Annotated in this window: 20 protein-coding genes; 8 read left to right on the plus strand and 12 right to left on the minus strand. The window is 65.0% G+C overall.

What is annotated here, in order from left to right:
* Positions 1-45 precede the first annotated feature (45 nt).
* From FJ527_RS09955 to FJ527_RS09985, 5 genes are all read right to left on the minus strand, one after another.
* The gene (locus FJ527_RS09955) at positions 46-1,482 is read right to left on the minus strand and encodes an amidase (RefSeq protein ID WP_140822935.1); all 1,437 of its coding nucleotides are present in this window, start codon (positions 1,480-1,482) and stop codon (positions 46-48) included.
* A gap of 349 nt (positions 1,483-1,831) precedes the next feature.
* Positions 1,832-2,923: a Gfo/Idh/MocA family oxidoreductase gene (locus FJ527_RS09965; protein WP_140788993.1), complete on the minus strand. Its 1,092-nt coding sequence runs from the start codon at positions 2,921-2,923 to the stop codon at positions 1,832-1,834.
* Positions 2,924-3,194: 271 nt separating this feature from the next.
* Entirely contained in the window at positions 3,195-4,358 is a 1,164-nt protein-coding gene (locus tag FJ527_RS09975) for an ABC transporter substrate-binding protein (RefSeq protein ID WP_140822937.1), read from the minus strand.
* Between the two features lie 72 nt (positions 4,359-4,430).
* Positions 4,431-5,273: an ABC transporter permease gene (locus tag FJ527_RS09980; protein WP_015314835.1), complete on the minus strand. Its 843-nt coding sequence runs from the start codon at positions 5,271-5,273 to the stop codon at positions 4,431-4,433.
* On the minus strand, positions 5,270-6,097 hold the full coding sequence (locus FJ527_RS09985) for an ABC transporter ATP-binding protein (RefSeq protein ID WP_140618202.1): 828 nt from the start codon (positions 6,095-6,097) through the stop codon (positions 5,270-5,272). Before FJ527_RS09985 ends, FJ527_RS09980 begins: the two co-directional genes overlap by 4 nt.
* Positions 6,098-6,410: 313 nt before the next feature.
* Between FJ527_RS09985 and FJ527_RS09990 the strand changes: the two genes are divergently transcribed.
* Positions 6,411-7,349 carry a MurR/RpiR family transcriptional regulator gene (locus tag FJ527_RS09990; protein ID WP_015314833.1) on the plus strand — a complete coding sequence of 313 codons (939 nt, stop codon included), beginning with the start codon at positions 6,411-6,413 and terminating at the stop codon, positions 7,347-7,349.
* Between the two features lie 132 nt (positions 7,350-7,481).
* A complete protein-coding gene (locus FJ527_RS09995; RefSeq protein WP_140822939.1) occupies positions 7,482-9,272 on the plus strand; it encodes an NAD(P)/FAD-dependent oxidoreductase in 1,791 nt (596 codons plus the stop codon).
* A gap of 214 nt (positions 9,273-9,486) precedes the next feature.
* On the opposite strand, the gene FJ527_RS10005 is transcribed toward FJ527_RS09995, so the two are convergent.
* Positions 9,487-10,716, minus strand: coding sequence for an amidohydrolase/deacetylase family metallohydrolase (locus FJ527_RS10005; protein ID WP_140822941.1), 1,230 nt, complete (start codon positions 10,714-10,716; stop codon positions 9,487-9,489).
* Between the two features lie 32 nt (positions 10,717-10,748).
* Entirely contained in the window at positions 10,749-11,114 is a 366-nt protein-coding gene (locus FJ527_RS10010; RefSeq protein WP_041163620.1) for a RidA family protein, read from the minus strand.
* Between the two features lie 219 nt (positions 11,115-11,333).
* Here FJ527_RS10010 and FJ527_RS10015 point away from each other — a divergent pair, with 219 nt between their 5' ends.
* On the plus strand, positions 11,334-11,819 hold the full coding sequence (locus tag FJ527_RS10015) for a hypothetical protein (protein ID WP_140660382.1): 486 nt from the start codon (positions 11,334-11,336) through the stop codon (positions 11,817-11,819).
* Positions 11,820-11,890: 71 nt separating this feature from the next.
* On the opposite strand, the gene FJ527_RS10020 is transcribed toward FJ527_RS10015, so the two are convergent.
* Positions 11,891-12,526 (minus strand): isoprenylcysteine carboxylmethyltransferase family protein, encoded by a 636-nt coding sequence (locus FJ527_RS10020; protein WP_140822943.1) that lies wholly within the window; start codon positions 12,524-12,526, stop codon positions 11,891-11,893.
* 248 nt (positions 12,527-12,774) lie between these two features.
* Between FJ527_RS10020 and FJ527_RS10025 the strand changes: the two genes are divergently transcribed.
* From FJ527_RS10025 to FJ527_RS10040, 4 genes are all read left to right on the plus strand, one after another.
* Positions 12,775-13,032, plus strand: a complete 258-nt coding sequence (locus FJ527_RS10025; RefSeq protein ID WP_140822945.1) for a hypothetical protein — start codon at positions 12,775-12,777, stop codon at positions 13,030-13,032.
* Positions 13,033-13,060: 28 nt separating this feature from the next.
* Positions 13,061-13,852 carry a hypothetical protein gene (locus FJ527_RS10030; RefSeq protein ID WP_140822947.1) on the plus strand — a complete coding sequence of 264 codons (792 nt, stop codon included), beginning with the start codon at positions 13,061-13,063 and terminating at the stop codon, positions 13,850-13,852.
* A gap of 103 nt (positions 13,853-13,955) precedes the next feature.
* A complete protein-coding gene (locus FJ527_RS10035) occupies positions 13,956-14,639 on the plus strand; it encodes a winged helix-turn-helix domain-containing protein (RefSeq protein ID WP_140660379.1) in 684 nt (227 codons plus the stop codon).
* A 30-nt stretch (positions 14,640-14,669) separates the two neighbouring features.
* Positions 14,670-16,040: an ATP-binding protein gene (locus FJ527_RS10040; RefSeq protein ID WP_140822949.1), complete on the plus strand. Its 1,371-nt coding sequence runs from the start codon at positions 14,670-14,672 to the stop codon at positions 16,038-16,040.
* A gap of 67 nt (positions 16,041-16,107) precedes the next feature.
* Here FJ527_RS10040 and FJ527_RS10045 read toward each other — a convergent pair whose 3' ends face one another.
* Positions 16,108-16,536 carry an Lrp/AsnC family transcriptional regulator gene (locus tag FJ527_RS10045; protein WP_140719599.1) on the minus strand — a complete coding sequence of 143 codons (429 nt, stop codon included), beginning with the start codon at positions 16,534-16,536 and terminating at the stop codon, positions 16,108-16,110.
* A gap of 119 nt (positions 16,537-16,655) precedes the next feature.
* Here FJ527_RS10045 and FJ527_RS10050 point away from each other — a divergent pair, with 119 nt between their 5' ends.
* Positions 16,656-17,759, plus strand: coding sequence for a saccharopine dehydrogenase family protein (locus tag FJ527_RS10050; RefSeq protein WP_181166316.1), 1,104 nt, complete (start codon positions 16,656-16,658; stop codon positions 17,757-17,759).
* A 293-nt stretch (positions 17,760-18,052) separates the two neighbouring features.
* Here the strand turns inward: FJ527_RS10050 and lpdA are convergent, their stop codons facing one another.
* The 3 genes from lpdA to FJ527_RS10070 all read right to left on the minus strand — a co-directional run bounded on the left by lpdA (position 18,053) and on the right by FJ527_RS10070 (position 22,083).
* The gene (gene lpdA, locus FJ527_RS10055) at positions 18,053-19,450 is read right to left on the minus strand and encodes a dihydrolipoyl dehydrogenase (RefSeq protein ID WP_140822952.1); all 1,398 of its coding nucleotides are present in this window, start codon (positions 19,448-19,450) and stop codon (positions 18,053-18,055) included.
* A 273-nt stretch (positions 19,451-19,723) separates the two neighbouring features.
* Positions 19,724-21,052 carry a dihydrolipoamide acetyltransferase family protein gene (locus FJ527_RS10065; RefSeq protein ID WP_140822954.1) on the minus strand — a complete coding sequence of 443 codons (1,329 nt, stop codon included), beginning with the start codon at positions 21,050-21,052 and terminating at the stop codon, positions 19,724-19,726.
* A 17-nt stretch (positions 21,053-21,069) separates the two neighbouring features.
* A complete protein-coding gene (locus tag FJ527_RS10070) occupies positions 21,070-22,083 on the minus strand; it encodes an alpha-ketoacid dehydrogenase subunit beta (RefSeq protein WP_140618177.1) in 1,014 nt (337 codons plus the stop codon).

Consider the following 22,083-nt stretch of genomic DNA (forward strand, 5'->3'; position numbering starts at 1 on the left):
CGGGAAAGGTTTTGCCGTCCAGCGATCAAACCTCCGTACAGGTCCCTAAGCGCTCACCGGCGGCCGCCTGTCCCTCCATGGCATTTCCTGTTCCAGCTGTGCCGACGCCGCCAGCACCGTCGCCTCGTCGCCGTAGCGGCCGACCAGTTGCACGCCGACCGGCACGCCGCCGTGCGACCAGCCGAGCGGCAGCGAGATCGCCGGCTGGCCGGAGATGTTGAAGGGGAAGGCAAAGACGGCATCCGTCCATTTGGCGTTGTAGCGGTCGATGTCGGTCTCCGACATATCGTAATAGCCGAACGGCCGCGGCAGTTGCGTCAAGGTGGGCGTGACGAAGAGATCATAGGCCTTGAGATCGCCGACAATATCGCGGCCGACCTGCCGGAGCTGCTCGACATCGGAGATGTGCCTGACCCCGCTGGTGGCGCGGCCGCGCTCGATGATCGCCCAGGTCACCGCCTCGACATCGCCTGACGTCACCGGCCGGCCGATCACCGTTTCCAGGGAGTCGAAGGTCGCCGCCGTCTGGACGCAGGTCATGTTGGTGTAGGTTGCCCATACGCCATTGGCATCGAGCGGCATGTCGTGCTCCTCGACATCATGCCCCAACCGCTCGAATGCGGCCACGGTCGCCAGCACCGCCGCCTTCACCTCCGGATCGATGGCGGTGCCATTGGGCGGCGTGACGGTGAAGCCGATGCGCAGGTTTTTCGGCGCACGCGCCGACAGGCTGAGCCAGGAGGCATCCGGCACCGGCGGCGTATAGGGCTCGCCGGGCAGCGCACCGGCCACCGCATCGAGATAGGCCGCCGTGTCGCGCACCGTGCGCGAGCAGCAGAGGAAGTAGGCACCGCCATACCAATAGTCGCCGAACGGGGCCAGGCTGACGCGGCCGCGCGACGGTTTCAGGCCCACGATCCCGCAGCAGGAGGCGGGGATGCGAATCGAGCCGGCGCCGTCGCTGGCCTCCGCGATCGGCACCATGCGCGAGGCGACAGCCGAGGCCGCGCCGCCGCTCGAGCCGCCTGGCGTGATGCCTTCCTTCCACGGGTTTTTCGTCGTGCCGTAGAGTTTTGGTTCCGTCGTGATCGACCAGCCGTTTTCGGGCGCGTTCGACTTGCCGACCAGCACCAGTCCCGCCGCCTTCATGCGGCGAACGACTTCGGTGTCGAAATCGGCGACGACATCTCTGAGGTAGAAGCAGGAATTGGTGTTGGGCGCACCCGTCCAGGACGAGGCCAGTTCCTTGAGCAGGAATGGTACGCCGGCAAAGGGTGCCGATCTGTCGACCGTCGCGGCCTGTGCGCGCGCCATGTCATAGAGGCGATGGACGACCGCGTTGAGCGACGGATTCAACCGCTCGACCAGCGTGATCGCCGCCTCGACCAGTTCCGCCGGCGAAACCTGGCCGCCGCGGACCAGCGCGGCGAGGCCAAGTGCATCGGACTCGGCATAGGTTTTCAAAAGACTGTCGGTGACCATGTCTCTCCTCCCGATCCTTCTGTCCTCAACGTCGCTCGTCGAGGCGACCGAGCTACAGCTTCGGTCATTTGCCAATGTTGGCACCGCCCCTCATCCGCCTGCCGGCCCCTTCTCCCCGTAGAGTGACGGGGAGAAGGGGGACTGTCGCAACCTCGGCGCCATTCCTGTGACGTTAGGAAGTTGGCGAAGTCGTCGGTGACAGCGTCTTTCTCCCCGTCACTCTACGGGGAGAAATGCCCGGCAGGGCAATGAGGGGCAGCGCAAACCTGAGATAACTGTCCTGCAGCGGCTCCAATCTCGCCAATGTCCTTCTTGCGCCGCCGCCTCCAGCGCCAACAGCCGGATAGCATCAGGCCAGCTCGACCGTCCGTCCCAGCTCTATGCTCTGTTCGGCCGCGAGCACGATGCGCAGGCTGTTGACCGCCGCGTCCATCTGCTCGGTCAGATCGAGGTCCTCGCTTATGGCGCGCAGGAAGAAAGCCTGCTCGCGGTCGCACAGTTCCTGGTGGCCGGGCTCGTCCTCCATGCTGACGATCTCGTCGGGCTTTTTGAAATTCTTGTCGCCGTCGACGGCGGCATAATGGATCTTCAGCGCGTCGGTCTTGGTGTGGCGGTCGATGTCGGCGGAGTTCGACACTTCGGCCAACTCGGCCGCGCTGCTCGCCTGCTGGCCGGCGACGATCGAGACCGCGCCTTTCGGGCCGACGACATCCTTCACGAAATAGGCCGTCTCGCTCATCATCGGACCCCAGCCGGCCTCGTACCAGCCGACCGAGCCGTCATCGAAGGTGACATGCAAGTGGCCGTAATTCTGCTTGTCGGCTTCGGCCCATAGTTTGGCGCCGATGCCATGCACGCGCACCGGCTTGGCGCCGGTCAGCTGGCACATGACGTCGACATAATGCACGCCGCAATCGACGATCGGGATCAGCGAATCGATCAGGTTCTTGTGCCAGTGCCAGGCGCTGCCGCTGCTTTGCTGGTTGAGGTTGAGCCGCATGACCAGCGGCTTGCCGAGCGTCTTGCCGACCTCGATGAACTTGATCCACGAGGGGTGGACGCGCAGGATGTAGCCGAGCACCAGCTTGCGGTTTTTCGCTCGCGCGGCCGCCACCACCTTTTCGGCGTCCTCGATGTTGGTGGCCAAGGGCTTTTCCATGAACACGTGGCAGTTCGCCGCGATCGCCTTCAGCGCGTATTCGGCATGGGTGTTCGGCCAGCTGTTGATCGAGACCGCGTCCGGCCTGGTCTCCCCCAGCGCCAGGTCGAAATCCTCGTAGAGCGGATAGCCGGCGAGTTCGGCCGGGATTTTCGTGTTGCTCCTGATCGAGCGGCTCATGATGCCGGCGATCTCAAACCCCTCCGAGCGATGATAGGCGCTGGCGTGCGACGCACCCATATTGCCAAGACCCACCACCAGTACTTTCACCTTGTCGGCCACATCCGCCTCCCATGCTTTTGATTTCAAGAGTGAGCGGCAGTCCGTTGCCACCCATAGCGTTTCGCCCAAAGCAAGTCAGTTCAGGTTAGCGCCGTCCCTCATTGTCCTGCTGGACATTTCTCCCCGTATAGTGACGGGGAGAAAGACGCTGCCATCGCCGATTTCGCCAATCGCCAGCGTTGGAGCGCTTCCCTTCTCCCCGTCACTATACGGGGAGAAGGTGCCGGCAGGCGGATGAGGGGCGGCGCCGACACCCACCAATTGCGCGCTTCTACTTCACCGCCGAATCGAACAGGTGCGCCTTGATCTTCTCGACATCGAGCGCGGCAAAGCCTTCCGACAGTTTGACGCCGTCTGCGTCGGCCTTGACCTTGGCCTTGTCGAAGTCGTTGGCGGCCGGGATCAGGTCGTTGCTGCAGACATCCTCGGCCTTCACTGGGTTGGTGATCTGGCCGATCTTGTGGATCTCGTCGAAGAAGCCCTGCCAGCTCGCCATGTCGTGCGACCCCCAGCCGCCGCGCTTGTCCATGTCGCCGCGGAAGACGTTGATCTGCTGCAGGATCGAGGTGGTGCCGAGCTCCGGTCCGAGGTTCTTGGCCAGCGTCGGGAACTGCTCGAACACCGCTTCGACCGCCGCGCGCGGATTTTGATAGCCGAACTCAAGGCCCATCGCCCAGCCGCGCAGGTATTTTTCCAGGAACGCCTTCTTGTCGGGATCTTCGAGATCGGCGGCGCGCACGACGAAGGTATTGGCCGGCAGTTTCGAGTTCTTCACGCCGAGCCAGTATTCGAAATCGAGACCCTTGGCGATCCATTCGGCGCGCAGCCCTTCCCATGACAGCGCCGCGTCGCCTTGGCCGCCGGCAAGCGCGGTGCCCCAGGTCGGCCAGCCGGCCTCGACATACTTGACCTTCTTGATGTCGACGCCTTGCGCGGCAAGCAGCGGATCGGTGATCGACTGCCAGGCTGCGGAACCAAGCAGGATGGTCTTGCCTTCGAGCTTCTTCAGGTCGTTCGAGCCCTCGCCCTTGCGGAAAGCGATGCTGAACGTGTCGCGCGCGCCCATATGGAACACCGACTTCAGCTTCATGCCGTTCTGGATGGCGAAGGAGAACACGCCGGGCGAGGGAAAGCCCATATCGGCCTGGCCGACATCGACGAACTTCACCGTCGCCGTGCCGTCGGACGGTCCCGGCTGCATGTCAGTGTCGAGCCCGTCGAAATAGCCGGCCTCCTTGGCCGCCCAGTAGGGGTAGTCGTCGAGCACTTCGAGCGTGCCGCGCGGCGAGATCCAGGTGAATTTTCCATAGGCCTCGGCCCTCGCCCTGAGGCCGGTGGCGCCGAGTGCGGTCGCCGTCACCAGCCCGGCGCCGGTCACCTGCAGGAAGATGCGGCGGCTCATCCCCGCCTGCTGGATGAAATTGTCTTTGGTCATGGCATTCCCCTTTTTTGTTTGATGTCAGTCTGCCTTGCCGCCCGCCTCCCGGGCGTGGTCATTGCTTCTGCGTCAAGCCTCCCAGCTCGCCCATTTCTTGCCGATGAGGAAGAACAGCACGTAGATCAGGATGCCGAGCATCGACAGGATCAGCACCACGGCGAAGAATTGCGGCATCTGGATCATCGACGAATAGGTGGTCAGCCGGTTGCCGAGGCCGAAGCCACCGCCGACCATCTCGGCGCCGACGGCGGTGAGCAGGCCGAAGATGGCGCCGATCATCAGCCCGACCAGGATCATCGGCAGCGCCATCGGCGCGCGGATCTTCCAGAAGATCTGCAAGGTGCTGGCGCCATAGGACCGCGCCAGCGCGATCTTGGCGCTGTCGACGCGACGAAAGCCGGTGGCGGCATTGATCATCACCATCGGCCCGGCGGCCAGGGCCACCGCGATGATACGGGGCGTGTAGCCGAAACCGAAACGCAAGATGAGCAGCGGCACCAGCGCCAGCATCGGAGTGGTGACCAGCAGCAATATATACGGCGCGACGATCTTTTCCGCGAACGGGAACTGGGTGATGACGGCGGCCAGCACCAGACCGACGGCGGCGCCGATGACAAAGCCGGACACCAGCTCGACCAGCGTATAGCCGAGATGCGGCGCGATCAGCGGAAACTCGTCGAACAGCGCATAGGCGATCGAGCTCGGCGGCGGCATGATGTAGAGCGGCACATGGAACAGCCGCAGCGCCAGTTCGATGCCGCCGATGATGATGACGGCGACGGCGAGAATGGCCGCCACCTCCTTGCCCGACTTGATGCCGGGGCCGCTGGCGAAGGCCGAGAGGTTGGTCAGGCTGACGTCTTGCCCATCGCCTGACTTCGACTTCGAAAATTCGGGAATGGCGTCGCTCACGGCCTGATCCTCACGATCTCGGCGCTCGGGCGCTCCGGCGCCTTCGGTCTGGTGCGCTCTCCGACAATGTCCATCTTGATCCGGTTGGTGAGGTCGAACACCTCCTTCGTCGCCATGATCTCCAGCGAGCGCGGCCGCGGGAACGGCACGCGGTATTCCTTGGCGACGCGGCCCGGCCGCGCGCTCAGCACCACGACGCGGTCGGAGAGGAAAATCGCTTCCTCGATCGAGTGGGTGATGAAGACGATGGTGGTCTTGGTGTCGAGCCAGATCTCCTCGACCAGCCGGTTCATCTCCTCGCGGGTAAAACTGTCGAGCGCGCCGAACGGCTCGTCCATCAAAAGCACCGAGGGTTTCAGCGCCAGCGCCCGCACGATCGCCGCGCGCTGCTGCATGCCGCCCGAAAGCTCGCGCGGGAATTTGCCGCCGAAACCGTCGAGGCCGACGCGGTTAAGCAGATGCGCGATCCAGGCGCGGTCCGGTTTTTCGCCCTTGATCTCGAAGGGGAAGCGGATGTTGGCGTCGAGATTGCGCCAGGGCAGGAGGTTGGCTTCCTGGAAGACGATGCCGATATCGGGATGCGGCCCGGAAATCTCTTTGCCGTCGAGCTTGATCGCGCCGCTTGTCAGGCCGTGCAGCCCCGACATCGACCACAAAAGCGTGGTCTTGCCGCAACCGGACGGGCCGACGATCGAGACGATTTCATTGGCTCTGACGTCGAGGCTGCAGCGGTCCAGCGCCAAGAGGTCGCCGGACGCCGTGTGATAGATCTTGGTCGCTGCCTGCACGCCAAGCTTCGGCGTTGTTATCTCGCCCGCGTTCATCCGCCCCTCGGAGATTGCGTGATGATCCAAAGGTCATCAGACTGTCAAAAATCAGTGTGTAACTATCCTACTTTGCTGTCAAGCGTCGACGGCGGCGAGCATGGGACGAGAACCGACTGCTAGGCATAACTATCTGTATTGACGTGGTATTCTTTGCCTTGAAATTCGTGTTGCTTTCCTACATGATTTGGCAGGCGCACACGCGGATGCCTTGACGGCACGCATCGGTTGCAGCGCCGTCCTGCGCATGGAACGACAGCGTGCAAACATGATAAGAGGTCAGGTCGAAAACGGGCTAGGGAACACCGCCTTCATGACCGAAGCTGCCAGCCATCCGATCGCGGACGAAGAGGGAACCGGGGGCGAACCCGTCCGGCGCATTCCCGACATCATCTCGCTGGTCAAGGATTCCTACGGCGAATTGCGCCCGGCCGAACGCCGCGTCGCCGATGTCGTGCTCGAAAATGTCAAATATGCCGTCGACGCCTCCAACGCGGCGCTGGCCCAGCGCGCCGGCGTCAGCGAACCGACGGTGACCCGGTTCTGCCGCGCCATCGGCTGCGAGGGCGTGCGCGACTTCAAGCTGAAGCTGGCGCAGAGCCTCGTCGTCGGCGCGCTCTACCTGGACACGTCGCCGGCCAGGGAGGGCGACGCCGCCATGCCGTTCTGGAACGCGGTGTTCGGCGAAGCGCGCCGGGCGCTGCAGGAAACCGAGCGGCAGCTCGATCCGGGTGAGCTGGAAAAGGCCGCCGAGCTGATCGCCCGGGCCCGCCAGGTCACCGTGTTCGGGCTCGGCGGCAGCTCTTCGGCGCTGGCGCAGGAAACTCAGTACCGGCTGTTTCGCTATGGCATCTCGATCAGCGCCCAGTGCGACCCCTATTTGATGCGCATGACCGCCTCGACGCTGAAGCCCGGCGACCTGGTGGTCGCCATCTCGGCGACCGGGCGCACGCGCGAGGTGATCGAGGCGGTCGAACTCGCCAAGCACTACCGTGCCAACGCGATCGCCGTGACGGCGCCCGATACCGAGCTCGCCCGCGCCTGCGACGTCCGGCTGACGGTTGCCGTGCCCGAATATCCCGACACGCTGAAGCCGACGGCCTCGCGCTTCGCCTTCCTGGCGATGATCGACCTCCTGGCGGTGGCGTCGGCCTACAAGCTCGACGGCCCGGCCCGCGAGACCGTGCGCCGCATCAAATACAACGCCCAGATCCACCGCACGGGCAAGGAAATGGAGCCGCTGGGAGACTAGTCCCTTCTCCCCGTCACTATACGAGGAGTCCCACTATACGAGGAGAAGGTGCTGGCAGGCGGATGAGGGGCAGCGCCGACTTCAACGGTTACCGTCCCAATACACGGATTGGACGCATACAAGAGGGAAGAAATGCTCGAAATGTCACCATCCAAACAGGCGGCCGCATGGCTTGGCTCCTTTTCGCGGGCGCTTGAATCCGGCGACGTGTCGGCCGCAAGCAACCTGTTCGTCGACGATTGCTATTGGCGCGACCTGCTGACCTTCACCTGGAACGTCACGACGATGGAAGGCCGCGAGGCCATCACCGACATGCTGACAGCAACGCTGGCGGCGACTAAGCCTGCCGCGTGGCAGCTCACAGGCGAGGCGAGCTCGGATGAAGGCACGATCGAGGCCTGGTTCACCTTCGAGACGGCGGCGGCCACGGGCCAGGGCATCATGCGGCTGCGCGACGGCCGCTGCCGGACCCTGTTCACGGCGATGACCGACTTGAAGGGACACGAGGAGCGCAAGGGCGCGGCGCGGCCGCTGGGCGTGCGCCACAAGGCGGACCCGGAACGCGAGACCTGGTCGGAAGCGCGGGCGCGTGAGGCGCGCGAGCTCGGCGTAACGGAGCAACCCTATTGCCTGGTCATCGGCGGCGGCCAGGGCGGCATCATGCTCGGCGCACGGCTGCGTCAGCTCGGCGTGCCAACCATCGTCATCGAGAAGAACGCACGGCCGGGCGATTCCTGGCGCAACCGCTACCGCACGCTCGTGCTGCACGATCCGGTCTGGTACGACCATCTGCCCTACATACCGTTCCCCGACAACTGGCCCGTCTTCACGCCCAAGGACAAGATGGGCGACTGGCTGGAAATGTACACGCGCGTCATGGAGCTGAATTACTGGGTCGCCACCAGGTGCCTCAGCGCCAGCTACGACGAGGCGGAGAAAGAATGGACCGTGGTGGTCGACCGCGTCGGGCAGCGCATCACGCTGAAGCCGAAGCACATCGTCTTCGCCACCGGCGCCTACGGTCCGCCGCGCAAGATCGACCTGCCGGGTTCCGACCAGTTTAAGGGCGAGCTGCTGCACTCCAGCCAGTATGCCAGCGGCGGGAAATTCCGCGGCAAGAAGGTCGCCGTCATCGGTGCGGCCAGTTCCGGCCACGACGTCTGCGTCGACCTCTGGGAGAGCGGCGCCGACGTCACCATGATCCAGCGCTCGCCGACCACGGTGGTCAAGTCGGACACGCTGATGCAGGTCGGCTTCGAGATCTTCTCCGAGGACGCGCTGGCACGCGGCATCACCACCGAGAAGGCCGACATGATCGTCGCCTCGACGCCGTTCGCGCTGGTGCCCAAGGGCCAGCGCGCGCTCTACGACGTCATCCGCGCGCGCGACGCCGAATTCTACGAGCGTCTGGCCGCGTCCGGCTTCGCGCTCGATTTCGGCGACGACGAAACCGGCCTTTTGATGAAGGCCTACCGCACCGGCTCCGGCTACTACATCGATGTCGGCGCCTCGGACCTGATCATCGACGGCAAGGTCGGCATCCGCAGCGGCGTCGCGATAAAATCGCTGACGGCGAAAGGCATCCTGTTCGAGGACGGCAGCGAGCTCGAGGCCGACGCCATCGTCGCCTGCACCGGCTACCAGTCGATGAACGAGAATGTGGCGGCTCTCGTCTCGCGCGAGGTCGCCGACAAGGTCGGCCCCTGCTGGGGCCTCGGCTCCGGCGTCAAGGGCGACCCCGGCCCCTGGCAGGGCGAATTGCGCAACATGTGGAAGCCGACGGCGCAGGAAGCACTGTGGTTCCACGGCGGCAATCTCGCGCTGTCGCGCTTCTATTCGAAATATGTCGCGCTGCAGATCAAGGCACGGATGGAAGGGATCGAGACGCCGGTTTATGGGGCGCCGAGCAATTCGCGGCGGTGAGGCGGAAGCATGCTTCGGTGAGAGGTCGATCCCCACTCCGTCGAGCTTCGCTCGACACCTCTCCCCCGATCGACGGGGGAGAGGAAAGGCGCAAGTTCACCGACCTTGGCTCCCTTCCTCTCCCTCCGGAGGGGGGAGAGGTGGCTCGGCGAAGCCGAGACGGAGTGGGGGAAGCCGCTCGTCAATCGCGCAGCCTCCTCGATATCGGTTAATCCTACCGATGCCCGAAATGCCTGGCCGCCACCTCGACATGCGTATGGTTGGCATGGGCCACGAAGCGCTCGGTCTCGCCGACATCGTCGACCGCCTCGTTCGGCCACCAAATGCCGCCGACGACGATGCCTTCCGACACCAGCCGCTGGTCGGCGACCAGCGAGGCGCCGACCGCGTCGACGAAGGTGAAGCGGCCTGACCGCTGCCGCAGCACGGTCACGTCGCCGGCGGTGCCGATCGTCAGCGTGCCGAGGTCCGGCCGCGCGATCGCCCGCGCTGGCGCCTGCGTCGCGGCACGCAGAACCTCGACCAGCGGCATGCCGAGGGCCATTAGCTTCGACATGCAGACCAGTATGTCGAAGGCCGGCCCGTCGACGCAGTAGAGGTGCACGTCGCTCGAGATGACGTCGGGCGCCAACCCTTCGGCCAGCATGGCGCGGGCGACCTCGAAGTCGAACGAACCCATGCCATGGCCGAGATCGAAGATGACGCCGCGCTCGCGCGCCAGCCGCATGTCGGGCCGCACCGTGCCGGAGGCGAACACCGGCGCATTGGGGAAGGGCCGGAAGCAGTGGGTGAGAATGTCGCCCCGGCGCAGGCGCGGCAGCACTTCCGAGCGGCCGGGCGGCGGCTCGTCTATATGCGCCATCAGCGGCAGGCCGGCCTTGTCGGCGGCCTCCAGCGCCAGGTCGACCGGCGCGATGCCGCTTGTGCCGCCGGCATGCTTGCCGGAGCGAACCTTGACGCCGACGACGACGTCGGCGTGCTCGCGCACCGCCGCCACCACCTCGCGCGGCTCGCAGAGACGGAGATCGCTGCATTCGCCGACCGACACCGTTTGCGAGAAGCCGAAAATGCCGGCAAAGGAAATGTTGACATAGGCCAGGATGCGCACCTTCGAACGCTCCATGACATGGCGGCGGAAGCCCAGGAAATTGCCCGCGCCCGCGCTGCCGGCGTCGATGAAGGTGGTGGTGCCGCTCTTGGCGGCGAGCCTGTCGGCGTCGACACCGAGCGAAGTGCCGCCCCAATAGACGTGGCTGTGCAGGTCGACCAGGCCGGGTGCCACGATGCAACCGGTGGCGTCCACCACCTGGGCGGCGCTGGTCGCGGGGATGTCGGCGTCGATCGCGGCGACGCGGCCATTGGCGATGGCGACATCGCGCGGCGCATCGATGCCGGCCGCCGGGTCGATCAGCCGTCCGCCCTTCACGAGGAGGTCGAATTGCATTGTTGGAACCTCCGATTGCCCGAATTGTCGTCTCAGGCCGGTCTGTAGGCGACGGCCTCGACTTCGATCTTGATGTCGATCATCAGCCGCGATTCGACCGTGGTGCGGGCCGGCGGATTTTTCGGAAAATGCCTGGCATAGATAGCGTTGAAGGCGCCGAAGTCACGCGCGTCCTCGAGCCAGACGGTGGTCTTGACCACGTCGTCCATCGTGCAGCCGGCGAGCGCCAATGCGGCCTTCACATTGGCCAGCACCTGCTCGGTCTGCTCCGTGATGCCGCCCTTGACCACGATGCCGTCGCCGCCGACGGGAACCTGGCCCGAGACAAAGACGAAATCGCCGGCCCGCACGGCGGGCGACAGCGGCACGTGTGATGTTCCGAAAGTCTGCTTGGGCAAGGGACGGCTCCTCCGATGACATGGCCGGACACCGAGGTGGCGCCCGCTTTGCGACGAGATTTACCGCGATCGCGGCAATCCCGATAGAGGCCCTTGTTGGAAAGCAACATTGTTCGAAATCCATGTTGCTTTATTACAGAAGCGCTTGCATCGTGCACGTTGCCGGACGGGCTCGACGCCATACGGGCCGGGCGCATTTCCAGAGCGGAGAAACCGAGAATGACTTTCGACAAGAACCCGTTCCCTCCCGGCGACGCAGACCGCCACGCGCTGTGGGAGATGCTGGTGCGGCGCGACATCGACGCCTTCATCGGCCAGGACTGGGCCATGGTCGAGGACGATTTCATCGCCGAAAGCTTCTTCGGCATGCATGCGCATTTCCTGGCCAATGCCGATGCCTGGCGGCTGCAATTCCCGCGGCTGGAGATTTACCGCGACGAGTGGCTGCGCCAGGCCAAGGAAACGGCGGCGACCAAGTTCGCCGAGCCGCTGCGCGAGGCACTGTTTCGCGTTACCAATCTGCGCGACATCGATGTCGACGGCGACCGCGCCGTGCTGCACAAGAAGTTCGACGGCAGCGTCGCCAAGGCGGATGGCAGCGTCGACCGGCTGAAATGGCAGACGCTGTATTTCTGCCGAAAGGTCGGCGCGAGCTGGAAGATAGCCGGCTTCGTCGGCTACATGCCTTATCCGCTGGGAAGCTAGTTTCGATTTCCATGAATGACCATCGACAGTCGCGATGGCCGATCAGCCGCGCAAATTGCGTGGCGAGCTGCTCAGTACAGCGTGATGAAGGCCGGGAACAGCACGCCTGTCTCCCTGAAATACTCGATCAGCTCGATGGCCGGGAAGATGGCGAGGAAATAGAGCCCGTCGAAAAAGGTGCGCCTCAGCGCCCGGGTCGAGAACCGCAGCTCGTCATTGTCGTGGTAGAGCAGCGGGTTTGGCCAGAACCGGGGCGTCGCCTTGATGTAGGCGCTGTAGGCCGGGCCGAACTTGCCCAGGAGATATTCGGCCTCCCTGCGCGCCGTGACACTGAAGATCAGGAAGCTGGCGACGCCAAGCGCGGCGGCGGCCACCAGCGAGCCGTAGAGCAGGCCGATGCCGACCGCGCCGACCGTCGAGAAGAAGTAGAGCGGGTTCTGGCTCATCGAGAATGGTCCCGTCGAGACCAGCTCTTCATTCTTCTTGCCGCCGACATAGAGGATGCTCCACAGCCGGCCGGCGACGCAGGCGAGCACCAGGCAGAAGCCGAGGAATTCGAGCGTTTCGTGGCCGTTCGAGCCTTCGCTGAGCGCCGGTTTGGTCAGGAACAGCAGCAGCACCGCCAGCACCGCCGCGACCCGGATGAATATCAGCCGCTTGCGCTGGTCGAAAGCCTGTGAAACCGGCTTGAGGGAAGCGTAGGTCATTTTCGCGTTTTCCTGGGCACTCTAGTGCAGGCCCGGCCACTGGGGCACGCCATTGATGGCGGATACAAGGCGCTCATCCTCTATCAGCGCATCGGGAGGCATTCGTAAAGGCCTTTTGGGCCAGCCACCGCCATCCTTACGAATTTGTATGGCGCCGGACAGGCTGGCGAGAACTCAAATCCCTATCGTTGGATGCCGGTTCGCCATTTAGGGGCCGGCTCCGATTAAACAGAGACAGGAACGGTTTCATGAGAAGAATTGCACTGGCCGCCGCACTGGCCACCCTCGCGCTCTGCGGATCGCTTTCCTCCGTTTTCGCGGCCACCGCGCCTTGCGAGGAGACGTTGAAGGCCCTTCGCGCCGCCGAAGCGACAGCCAAGCTGAGCCCCGCCGACAAGACCACGGTCTCGGAACTGGAGACCAAGGGCATCGAGCGCTGCAATGCCGACGACGACAAGCGCGCCGACGACTTCTTCGCCCAGGCCATGAAGGTCATGGGCAAGTAACCCGACGCCGCCATCGAGGACATCAGCCATGCTCGCACCCCACACACACCCCACACCGAGCCAAAACAGGGTGCCGGACGTCACCCTCGACTTCTGGCTGGTCAAGCTGATGGCGGTGACCATGGGCGAGACGGCGGCGGACTATCTCGCCGTCAACCTCGGCCTCGGCTTGACTGTCACCTCGCTGATCATGACCGGCGTGCTGGTCGTCGCCCTCGCTCTGCAGTTCGCGCACAAACGCTACGTGCCGTGGGCCTACTGGCTGGCGGTGGTGCTGATCAGCGTCGTCGGCACGTTGATCACCGACAACCTCGTCGACAATTTCGGCGTGCGCCTGCAGACCACGACGATCGCCTTTTCCGTTGTGCTCGCGGCGACATTCGCGGTCTGGTACGCGAGCGAACGGACGCTTTCGATCCACACCATCTTCACGACCAGGCGCGAGATCTTCTACTGGCTGGCGATTCTCTTCACCTTCTCGCTGGGAACCGCCGCCGGCGATCTGGTCGCCGAGACTTTCGACATTGGCTATCTGACCACGGGCCTGCTGTTCGGCGGCGTCATCGCGCTCATCGCGCTCGCCTGGTATCTCATCCATCTGGATGCCATCCTGGCCTTCTGGCTGGCCTATATACTGACGCGTCCGCTGGGCGCCTCCTTCGGCGATTGGCTGTCGCAGCCAGCCGAATATGGCGGCCTCGGTCTCGGCACCACCTACACCAGCCTGATCTTCCTCGGCTGCATCATTGCGCTCGTTCTCTACATGACGCTCAGGAATAATGCCGATGAGATGGACGACATGCTGCTGGACTCGGAGTGAACCGCGGTCGGACGCCGCAAGGCCTGACCAGTTGGCGACGATCCTAGGAACGGACCCGAGCCGGTGATAGCCTGTCGCCGATACCGGCAGCCAGGGAACAGCGATGCGGCTACTTCTCGTCGAGGACGACCACAGGACGGCGGACTATATCGTACGCGGCCTGACCGAGGCCGGCCATGTCTGCGACCTCCTGCGCAATGGTCATGACGGGCTTTTCGCCGCGACCGGCGGCGGCTACGACGTGATCGTCGCCGACCGGATGATCCCGGGCCTCGATGGCCTGTCGATGGTCAAGGCCGTCCGCGCCGCCGGCGTGCGCACGCCGGCGATCTTCCTCACCTCCGTCGGCGGCATCGACGACCGCGTCGAGGGGCTTGAGGCCGGCGGCGACGACTATCTGGTCAAGCCCTTCGCCTTTTCCGAGCTGCTTGCCCGCATCAACGCGCTCGGCCGGCGGCCGGCCGCGCAGGAACAGAAGACCGTTCTGCGGGTCGCCGACCTCGAAATGGACCTGATCATGCGGCGCGTCGTCAGGCAGGGCCAGCCGATCGACCTGCAGCCGAGGGAGTTCAGCCTGCTCGAGGTGCTGATGCGCGGCGAGGGCCGCGTCATCACCCGCACCATGCTGCTGGAGCGGGTCTGGGATTTCCACTTCGACCCTAAGACCAGCGTCGTCGAAACCCATATCAGCCGCTTGCGGACCAAGGTCGACAAGCCGTTCGGTACCCAGCTCATCCACACCATCCGCAACACCGGCTACAGCCTGCACGCGCCGCTCTCCCAGTGATCGCGAACTTCCCATGACGGCGACTTTCCGATGACCGTGACCCGGACCCGCCTGCTGCGCAGCACGCCATTCCGGCTTGCCCTGACGTTCGCCTTCCTGTTCATGCTGGCCTTCGTGCTGGCGGGCGCCATCGTCTACCAGATGATGAGCGCCGACCTTGCCGAACAGCTCGACGACACCATCCGCGAGACCTATGCCGTCATCGCCGCGACCTATGCCGACAAGGATCTCAGGGAGTTGGTGGAGACCGTCGAAAACCACTCCGCGCGCAGCCCTGGGAAGGAGCAGCTCTTTTCGCTGACCGACGCCGCCGGCAACCGTATTGCGGGCAACTTCACCGCGGCGGGGCTTCCAGATGGTTTCTCGATGTTCGGCGCCGAAATGCCAGGCCTGCCGCCGGACACTGAATACCGCGCCTATTCCGGTCCGGTCGGCGCCAACACTTTGACCATCGCCTTCAGCCTCTCCGAGACCGAGGAGCTGGAAACGATCATGCTGATGAGCTTCGGCTGGGCGACGCTGATCATCACCGGCCTGGCCGTCGCCGGCGGCGCCCTGCTCGCCTCGCGCGTCCAGCGCCGTCTCGACGGCATTGCCGCCACGATGGTCGACGTTTCGCATGGCCGCCTCGACACCCGCATCCCGCTGACCGGCAAGGACGATGACATCGACATAGTCTCCAGCCAGATCAACGCCGCGCTCGACCGCCTGTCGGCGCTGGTCGAGGGCATGAAGCAGGTCAGCGCCGACATCGCGCATGATTTGAAGACGCCGCTCAACCGCCTGCAGATGATCCTGGAGAGCGCCGCCGACAAGGCCGCACGGCGCCAGGACGTCTCCGACGATCTGGCCGACGCGCGCGCCGAGGGCCACCAGATCAACGAGACCTTCGACGCGCTGCTGCGCATCGCTCAGATCGAGGCCGGCGCGCGCAAGGCGCGCTTCACCGATGTCGATCTCGGCGAGATCCTCGGGACCATCGCCGAGATCTACGCCGGCGTGGCCGAGGACGACGGCAAGGTGCTGTCATCGGTCGAGCTGCATCAGACCGCCGGCCGCATCCATGGCGATCCGGAACTGCTGACGCAGATGTTCGCCAACCTGGTCGAGAATTCGCTGCGCCATTGCCCACCCGGCACATCCATCCAACTCTCGGTGACGCGCCGGGACGACCGCGTGCTTGCCGGCGTCGCCGACAATGGCCCCGGCATTCCCGCCGGCGAGCGCGAAAAAGTGTTCCAGCGTCTCTACCGGCTGGACCACAGCCGCTCGACCCCCGGCAGCGGCCTCGGCCTCAGCCTCGTCCGGGCCATCGCCGAGCTGCACGGCGCGACCATTGCGCTCGAGGACCGCCGTCCGGGCCTGGCCGTGGTGGTGAGTTTTCCCCTGGTGATGGATTAACTTCGGAAGTTAGCGAAAGCCGGCGTCGCGGCCATCTCCCCCGCAAGGGGGGAGATCGGCCGTAACGTCACCTGTCGATCCGTGTCGACAAAATAATCGACGACGATGTCCGCTCCACCCCCTCCATGGCGCCGATCTGGTCGAGCAGCGTGTCGAGGTCGCGGATCGATGGTGCGTCGACGATGACGATCATGTCGAAATTGCCGCTGACGGAGTGCAGCGTCCTGACCGGCGGCAGCGCCTGCAGGCTGCGCACCACCTTGTCGGCGAGCTTCGGCGTGACGGTGAGCAGCACATGCGCCCTGACCAGCCCCTGCTCATAGTCCGGCGCCAGCCGGACGCCATAGCCGGTGATGATGCCGCGCTGCTCCAGCCGCTCGATCCGGCTTTGCACCGTTGTGCGCGACACGCCGAGCCGCCGCGCCAGTTCGGCCGTCGAGGCGCGTGCGTTGGCGCGCAGCAGCGAGAGCAGGGCTTGTTCGGCATCACTGAGCATTTCGACGAAGCCTTTCGGCAGATCGATAAAAGATAGGGTTCACTTTGCAGAATTCCACGCTTCCTTTCGACAGGCAAGCTGCGATGATTTCTGGACTCGGATCGCAGGGGAATTTGATCATGAACAAAATCATTATCGTCGGGGCCGGCAAGATCGGCTCGACCATCGCCGAAATGCTTGCCGCGACGGGCGACTATCAGGTCACTCTCCTCGACCGCTCGGCGGCGCAGCTCGCCGCGGCGGAAGTCCCTGTCGGTGTCGAGACGCTGGAACTCGACATCGCGGCGCCCGGTGCGCTGGAAGCCGCGCTCGCCGGCAAGTTCGCGGTGCTGAGCGCCGCCCCCTTCCACCTCACCACGCGCATCGCCGAGGCGGCGGCCAGCGCCGGCGTGCATTATCTCGATCTCACCGAGGACGTCGTCTCGACCAGGCGGGTCAAGGAGCTGGCCCGTACCGCCAAGAGCGCCTTCATCCCGCAATGCGGGCTGGCGCCCGGCTTCATCTCGATCGTCGCCAACGATCTCGCCAGCCGCTTCGACACGCTGGAAAGCGTGCGCATGCGCGTCGGCGCGCTGCCGCAATACCCGTCCAACGCGCTGAACTACAATCTGACCTGGAGCACCGACGGCGTCATCAACGAATATTGCGAGCCTTGCGAGGCGATCGTCGAGGGCGAGCTGGTCGAAGTGCCGCCGCTGGAGGAGCGCGAGGAGTTTTCGCTCGACGGCGTCACCTACGAGGCGTTCAACACCTCCGGTGGACTGGGCACCTTGGCCGAGACGCTGAAGGGCAAGGTACGCACGCTGAACTACCGCACCATCCGCTATCCCGGCCACGCCGCGATCATGAGGGCGCTGCTCAACGACCTTGGGCTGCGCCACCGCCGCGACGTCCTGAAGGACATTTTCGAAAGCGCCCTGCCGGCGACGCTGCAGGACGTGGTCATCGTCTTCGTCACCGTCTCGGGCCGCAGGAACGGCCGCCTGCTGCAGGAGACCTACGCCAACAAGATCTATTCCCGGCGCATCGGCCGGACGGTGCGCAGCGCCATCCAGATCACCACCGCGTCTGGCATCTGCGCCGTGCTCGACATGCTGGCGGACGGATCGCTGCCGGCGACCGGCTTCGTCAAGCAGGAGGAAATCGCGCTCGACGCCTTCCTCGCCAACCGCTTCGGCCGCGCCTATGCCCAGCATGAAATGGTAAGCCGGCTGGCGGGGTGAGCGACGGCGCCTTTCCTCTCCCCCGTCGACCGGGGGAGAGGTGTCGAGCGAAGCTCGACGGAGTGGGGGTCGACCTGGCTCGGGCTTGTTATTCCAAGCCGGGGTGATGCCCTCGTCCTGACTGATTGAGGCTTGTGATGAGTTTTCAGCGGCGGTGCGTCTGAGGACCGGCTTCCCCCGCTCCGTCGCTGCTTCGCAGCGCCACCTCTCCCCCCTCCGGAGGGAGAGGAAAGGAGCCTGGGGCAATCGAGCAACTCCTCCCCCTTTACGCCTGACGCGGGAGAGGGGGAGCTCTAAATATGCAGCGCGTGGCCCAGCGCCTTGAGCGCGGCTTCCGGAAACCCTTCGCCTTGCGTCGGATGGGCATGGATCGTCCCTGCGATGTCCTCCAGCCTGGCGCCCATTTCCAGCGCCAGCCCAAACACCGCCGACAGTTCCGACACACCCTGACCGACGGCCTGGATGCCGAGCACCAGGTGATTGTCGGCGCGCGCCACGACGCGGACGAACCCGTCTTCGCCGAGCTTGGTCATGGCGCGGCCATTGGCGGCGAAGGGGAACAGGCCGATCTTGATCTCGCCGCCCTGCGCCTTGGCCTCTTCGGGCGACAGACCCGCCGTCACCAGCTCGGGATCGGTGAAGCAGACGGCCGGGATCGAGCGCTTGTCCCAGCCGCGCTTGTGGCCGGCGACGATCTCCGCGACCATTTCGCCTTGCGCCATCGCCCGGTGCGCCAGCATCGGCTCCCCGGTGACGTCACCGATGGCGAAGACGCCGCGCATCGAGGTCCGGCACTGGTCGTCGATCCGTATGAACTTTCCGGCCCTGTCGAGATCGATCTGGTCGAGTCCCCAGCCTTCCGTCACCGGCTTGCGGCCGACCGTCACCAGCACCTTGTCCGCGGCGACCTTGGTGCTCTTGCCATCCGATGTCTCGACCAGCAGGGCATCGCCGTTTGTCGACAGCCCTTTGGCCTTGGCGCCCAGCATCACCTCGACCCCGAGCGCGGAGAGCCGCTTGACGACAGGCCGGGTCAGCTCGGCGTCATACTGCGCCAGCACGCGCGGCAAGGCTTCGACCACGGTGACCCCCGCACCCATCTTGGCGAAGGCCATGCCGAGTTCGAGCCCGATATAGCCGCCACCGACGACAGCGATTTTCCTGGGAACCTCACTCAGGGCCAGCGCGTCGGTGGACGAGATCACAGGCCCGCCGAAGGGAAGAAAAGACAACTCGACCGGCGCCGAGCCGGTGGCGATCACGATCGTCTCGGCCCGGATCACCTGGCTTCCGGTCTCGGTCTCGACCTCGACGGTCTTGCCATCGCGAAACCTCGCCCAGCCATGCACGGTCTTCACCCCGGCCTTCTTCAGCAGGCCGGCGACACCGCTATTGAGCCGGCTGACGATCCCGTCCTTCCAGGCGATGGTCCTGGCCAGGTCGAGCACCGGTGCGGTGACCGAAATGCCGAGCGGGCTGTTGCCGCCGGCCATGTGCGAGACCTTCTCGAACTCCTCGGCCGCATGGATCAGCGCCTTGGACGGGATGCAGCCGACATTGAGGCAGGTGCCGCCGGGCTTGGCAACCTCGACGATGACCGTATCGACGCCGAGCTGTCCCGCACGAATGGCGCAGACATAACCGCCCGGACCGGCGCCGATGACGAGCAGCTTGCAGGAGATTTCCTTCATGTTGGCAGCTTCCTTGTCGTGAGAGCCGTCAACGTCCTCCCATTCAACCCAGCGCTGCCCCTCATCCGCCTGCCGGCACCTTCTCCCCGTATAGTGACGGGGAGAAGGGATTGGCCGCGATGTTGGCGCCCTCGTCTGCAACGCTGCCGATTGGCGAAACCATGGATAACGGCGTCTTTCTCCCCGTCACTATACGGGGAGAAATGCCCGGCAGGGCAATGAGGGGCGGCGCGGCGCCCGCCAATGGAAACTCGAGAACGCATCACATCTCCCTCAATCCACGAAAATCAGCGCCGGCGTCTCCAGCAGCGCCTTGATCCGCTGGATGAACACCGCCGCGTCCCAGCCATCGATGACGCGGTGGTCGAAGCTCGACGACAGATTCATCATCTTGCGCGGGATGAACTGGGTGCCGTCCCAAACCGGCCGCACCATCATCCTGTTGACGCCGATGATCGCCACTTCCGGGTGGTTGATCACAGGCGTCGTCGCGATCCCACCCATGGCGCCGAGCGAGGTGATGGTGATGGTCGAGCCGGACAGCTCGTCACGCGTCGCCGTTCCCGACTTGGCAGCCTCCGCCAGCCTGCCCACCTCGGCGGCACAGTCCCAGACATCGCGCGCCTCGGCATGCTTGATGACAGGCACCACCAGTCCCGACGGTGTCTGCGCGGCAATGCCGATATGGATGCCGCCATGCTGGTGGATGATGCCGGCCTCGTCGTCGAACAGGGAATTGAGCTGGGGCTGGTCCGCGATCGCCTTGACCATCGCCCGCATCAGGAACGGCAGCAAGGTCAGCTTCGGCCTCTCCGCGCCGCCCTTGGCAACACGCTTTTCCTTGTTGAGCGCGGCGCGCAATTCCTCGAGCGCCGTGACGTCGATCTCCTCGACATAGGTGATGTGCGGGATGCGCGACTTCGACAGCATCATCTTCTCGGCGATCTTGCGCCGCAGGCCGACCAGTTTGATGTCCTCGACGGTGTCGTCGCGGGCGAGGCCGGGCGCCCTGGCCGCTTGCGGCCCGCGCGCCAGGAACGCCTCCAAATCCTCGTGGCCGATGCGGCCGGCCGGACCCGTCCCCGCCACCTGCCTGAGATCGACGCCCGCCTCTTTCGCCCGCAAGCGGACAGCGGGGGAGGCCAACGGCTTTTCGCCTTCCGGACGCGGCGCGCCCGAAGCCGAGGAGCGCGTCACGGTTTTCGGCGCCGACGACGACGATGCGGGTTTCGCCGGTGTTTCGGTGGGTTTTGCCGGCTTGGGCGGCGAAGCGGCTTCGGGCTTCGGGCTCGGCAGCCTGGCGGGCGGCTCCGCCCCGGTCGCCGGTTCAGCCTCTTTGCCGGCTTTCACATTGCCGTCGCCCGCCACTTTCAGCCGCACGATCGGCGAACCGATCGCCACCGTGTCGCCGATCTCGGCGCCCAGCCACAGGATTTCGCCATCGACGGGCGACGGGATTTCGACCGTCGCCTTGTCGGTCATCACGGCGGCGAGCACCATGTCCTCGCGCACGATGTCGCCGATCTTGACGTGCCATTCGACGAGCTCGGCCTCGGCGACACCCTCGCCGACATCGGGCAGCTTGATGATGTGTTCGCCCATCTCAGGCCTCCCCCACTCTAGGCTTCCAATGTTTCAAGCAAAGCGCGGCCGACACGCGCGGGACCGGGAAAATACTCCCACTCCTGCGCATGCGGATAGGGCGTGTCCCAGCCGGCGACGCGGACGACCGGCGCCTCCAGGTGATAGAAGCAGTTTTCCTGCACCAGCGCCGACAGTTCGGCGCCGAAGCCCGAGGTCAGCGTCGCCTCGTGCACGACGACGCAGCGCCCGGTCTTCTTGACCGAGGCCACGATCGTGTCGAGATCGAGCGGCAGCAGCGTCCTCAGATCGATGATCTCGGCGTCGATGCCGGTCTCCTCGGCGGCCGCTTGGGCGACATAGACCATGGTGCCGTAGGCCAGCACCGTGACCGCCGCGCCCGCCCTGCGGATGGCGGCCTTGCCGAGCGGCACGGTGTAATGGCCGTCGGCGACCTCGCCGAGCTCGTGCTTCGACCATGGCGTCACCGGCCGGTCGTGGTGGCCGTCGAACGGGCCGTTGTAGAGCCGCTTCGGCTCGAGGAAGATCACCGGATCGGGGTCCTCGATCGCCGCGATCAAAAGCCCCTTGGCGTCGTGCGGGTTGGATGGCACCACCGTCTTCAGGCCCGACACATGGGTGAACAGCGCTTCCGGGCTCTGGCTGTGCGTCTGGCCGCCGAAAATGCCGCCGCCGGTCGGCATGCGGACAACGATCGGGCAGGTGAAATCGCCATTCGAGCGGTAGCGCAGCCTGGCGGCTTCCTGCGTCAGCTGGTCGTAGGCCGGATACATGTAGTCGGCAAACTGAATTTCCACGCAGGGCTTCAAACCATAGGCGGCCATGCCGATGGCCGAGCCGACAATGCCGGATTCGTTGATCGGCGCGTCGAAGCAGCGGCTCTTGCCATATTTGGCCTGCAGCCCGTGCGTGACGCGAAAAACGCCGCCGAAGAAGCCGACATCCTCGCCGAACACGACGACCTTGTCGTCGCGCTCCATCGACACGTCCATGGCGTCGCGGATGGCCTCGATCATGGTCCGTCTTGGCAT

It is taken from the genome of Mesorhizobium sp. B2-4-18, from assembly GCF_006441385.1.
Lineage (GTDB): Bacteria > Pseudomonadota > Alphaproteobacteria > Rhizobiales > Rhizobiaceae > Mesorhizobium > Mesorhizobium australicum.

Bases quoted from the DNA above. Each gene is read 5' to 3' on its own strand.
- FJ527_RS09985 (WP_140618202.1), bottom strand. From the start codon at position 6,097: ATGAACGCGGGCGAGATAACAACGCCGAAGCTTGGCGTGCAGGCAGCG.
- FJ527_RS10065 (WP_140822954.1), bottom strand. From the start codon at position 21,052: ATGGGCGAACACATCATCAAGCTGCCCGATGTCGGCGAGGGTGTCGCC.
- FJ527_RS10045 (WP_140719599.1), bottom strand. From the start codon at position 16,536: ATGCTCAGTGATGCCGAACAAGCCCTGCTCTCGCTGCTGCGCGCCAAC.
- FJ527_RS10015 (WP_140660382.1), top strand. From the start codon at position 11,334: ATGACTTTCGACAAGAACCCGTTCCCTCCCGGCGACGCAGACCGCCAC.
- FJ527_RS09975 (WP_140822937.1), bottom strand. From the start codon at position 4,358: ATGACCAAAGACAATTTCATCCAGCAGGCGGGGATGAGCCGCCGCATC.
- lpdA (WP_140822952.1), bottom strand. From the start codon at position 19,450: ATGAAGGAAATCTCCTGCAAGCTGCTCGTCATCGGCGCCGGTCCGGGC.
- FJ527_RS09995 (WP_140822939.1), top strand. From the start codon at position 7,482: ATGCTCGAAATGTCACCATCCAAACAGGCGGCCGCATGGCTTGGCTCC.
- FJ527_RS10040 (WP_140822949.1), top strand. From the start codon at position 14,670: ATGACCGTGACCCGGACCCGCCTGCTGCGCAGCACGCCATTCCGGCTT.
- FJ527_RS10070 (WP_140618177.1), bottom strand. From the start codon at position 22,083: ATGCCAAGACGGACCATGATCGAGGCCATCCGCGACGCCATGGACGTG.
- FJ527_RS10020 (WP_140822943.1), bottom strand. From the start codon at position 12,526: ATGACCTACGCTTCCCTCAAGCCGGTTTCACAGGCTTTCGACCAGCGC.
- FJ527_RS10005 (WP_140822941.1), bottom strand. From the start codon at position 10,716: ATGCAATTCGACCTCCTCGTGAAGGGCGGACGGCTGATCGACCCGGCG.
- FJ527_RS10025 (WP_140822945.1), top strand. From the start codon at position 12,775: ATGAGAAGAATTGCACTGGCCGCCGCACTGGCCACCCTCGCGCTCTGC.
- FJ527_RS10035 (WP_140660379.1), top strand. From the start codon at position 13,956: ATGCGGCTACTTCTCGTCGAGGACGACCACAGGACGGCGGACTATATC.
- FJ527_RS09990 (WP_015314833.1), top strand. From the start codon at position 6,411: ATGACCGAAGCTGCCAGCCATCCGATCGCGGACGAAGAGGGAACCGGG.
- FJ527_RS10050 (WP_181166316.1), top strand. From the start codon at position 16,656: ATGAACAAAATCATTATCGTCGGGGCCGGCAAGATCGGCTCGACCATC.
- FJ527_RS10030 (WP_140822947.1), top strand. From the start codon at position 13,061: ATGCTCGCACCCCACACACACCCCACACCGAGCCAAAACAGGGTGCCG.
- FJ527_RS09955 (WP_140822935.1), bottom strand. From the start codon at position 1,482: ATGGTCACCGACAGTCTTTTGAAAACCTATGCCGAGTCCGATGCACTT.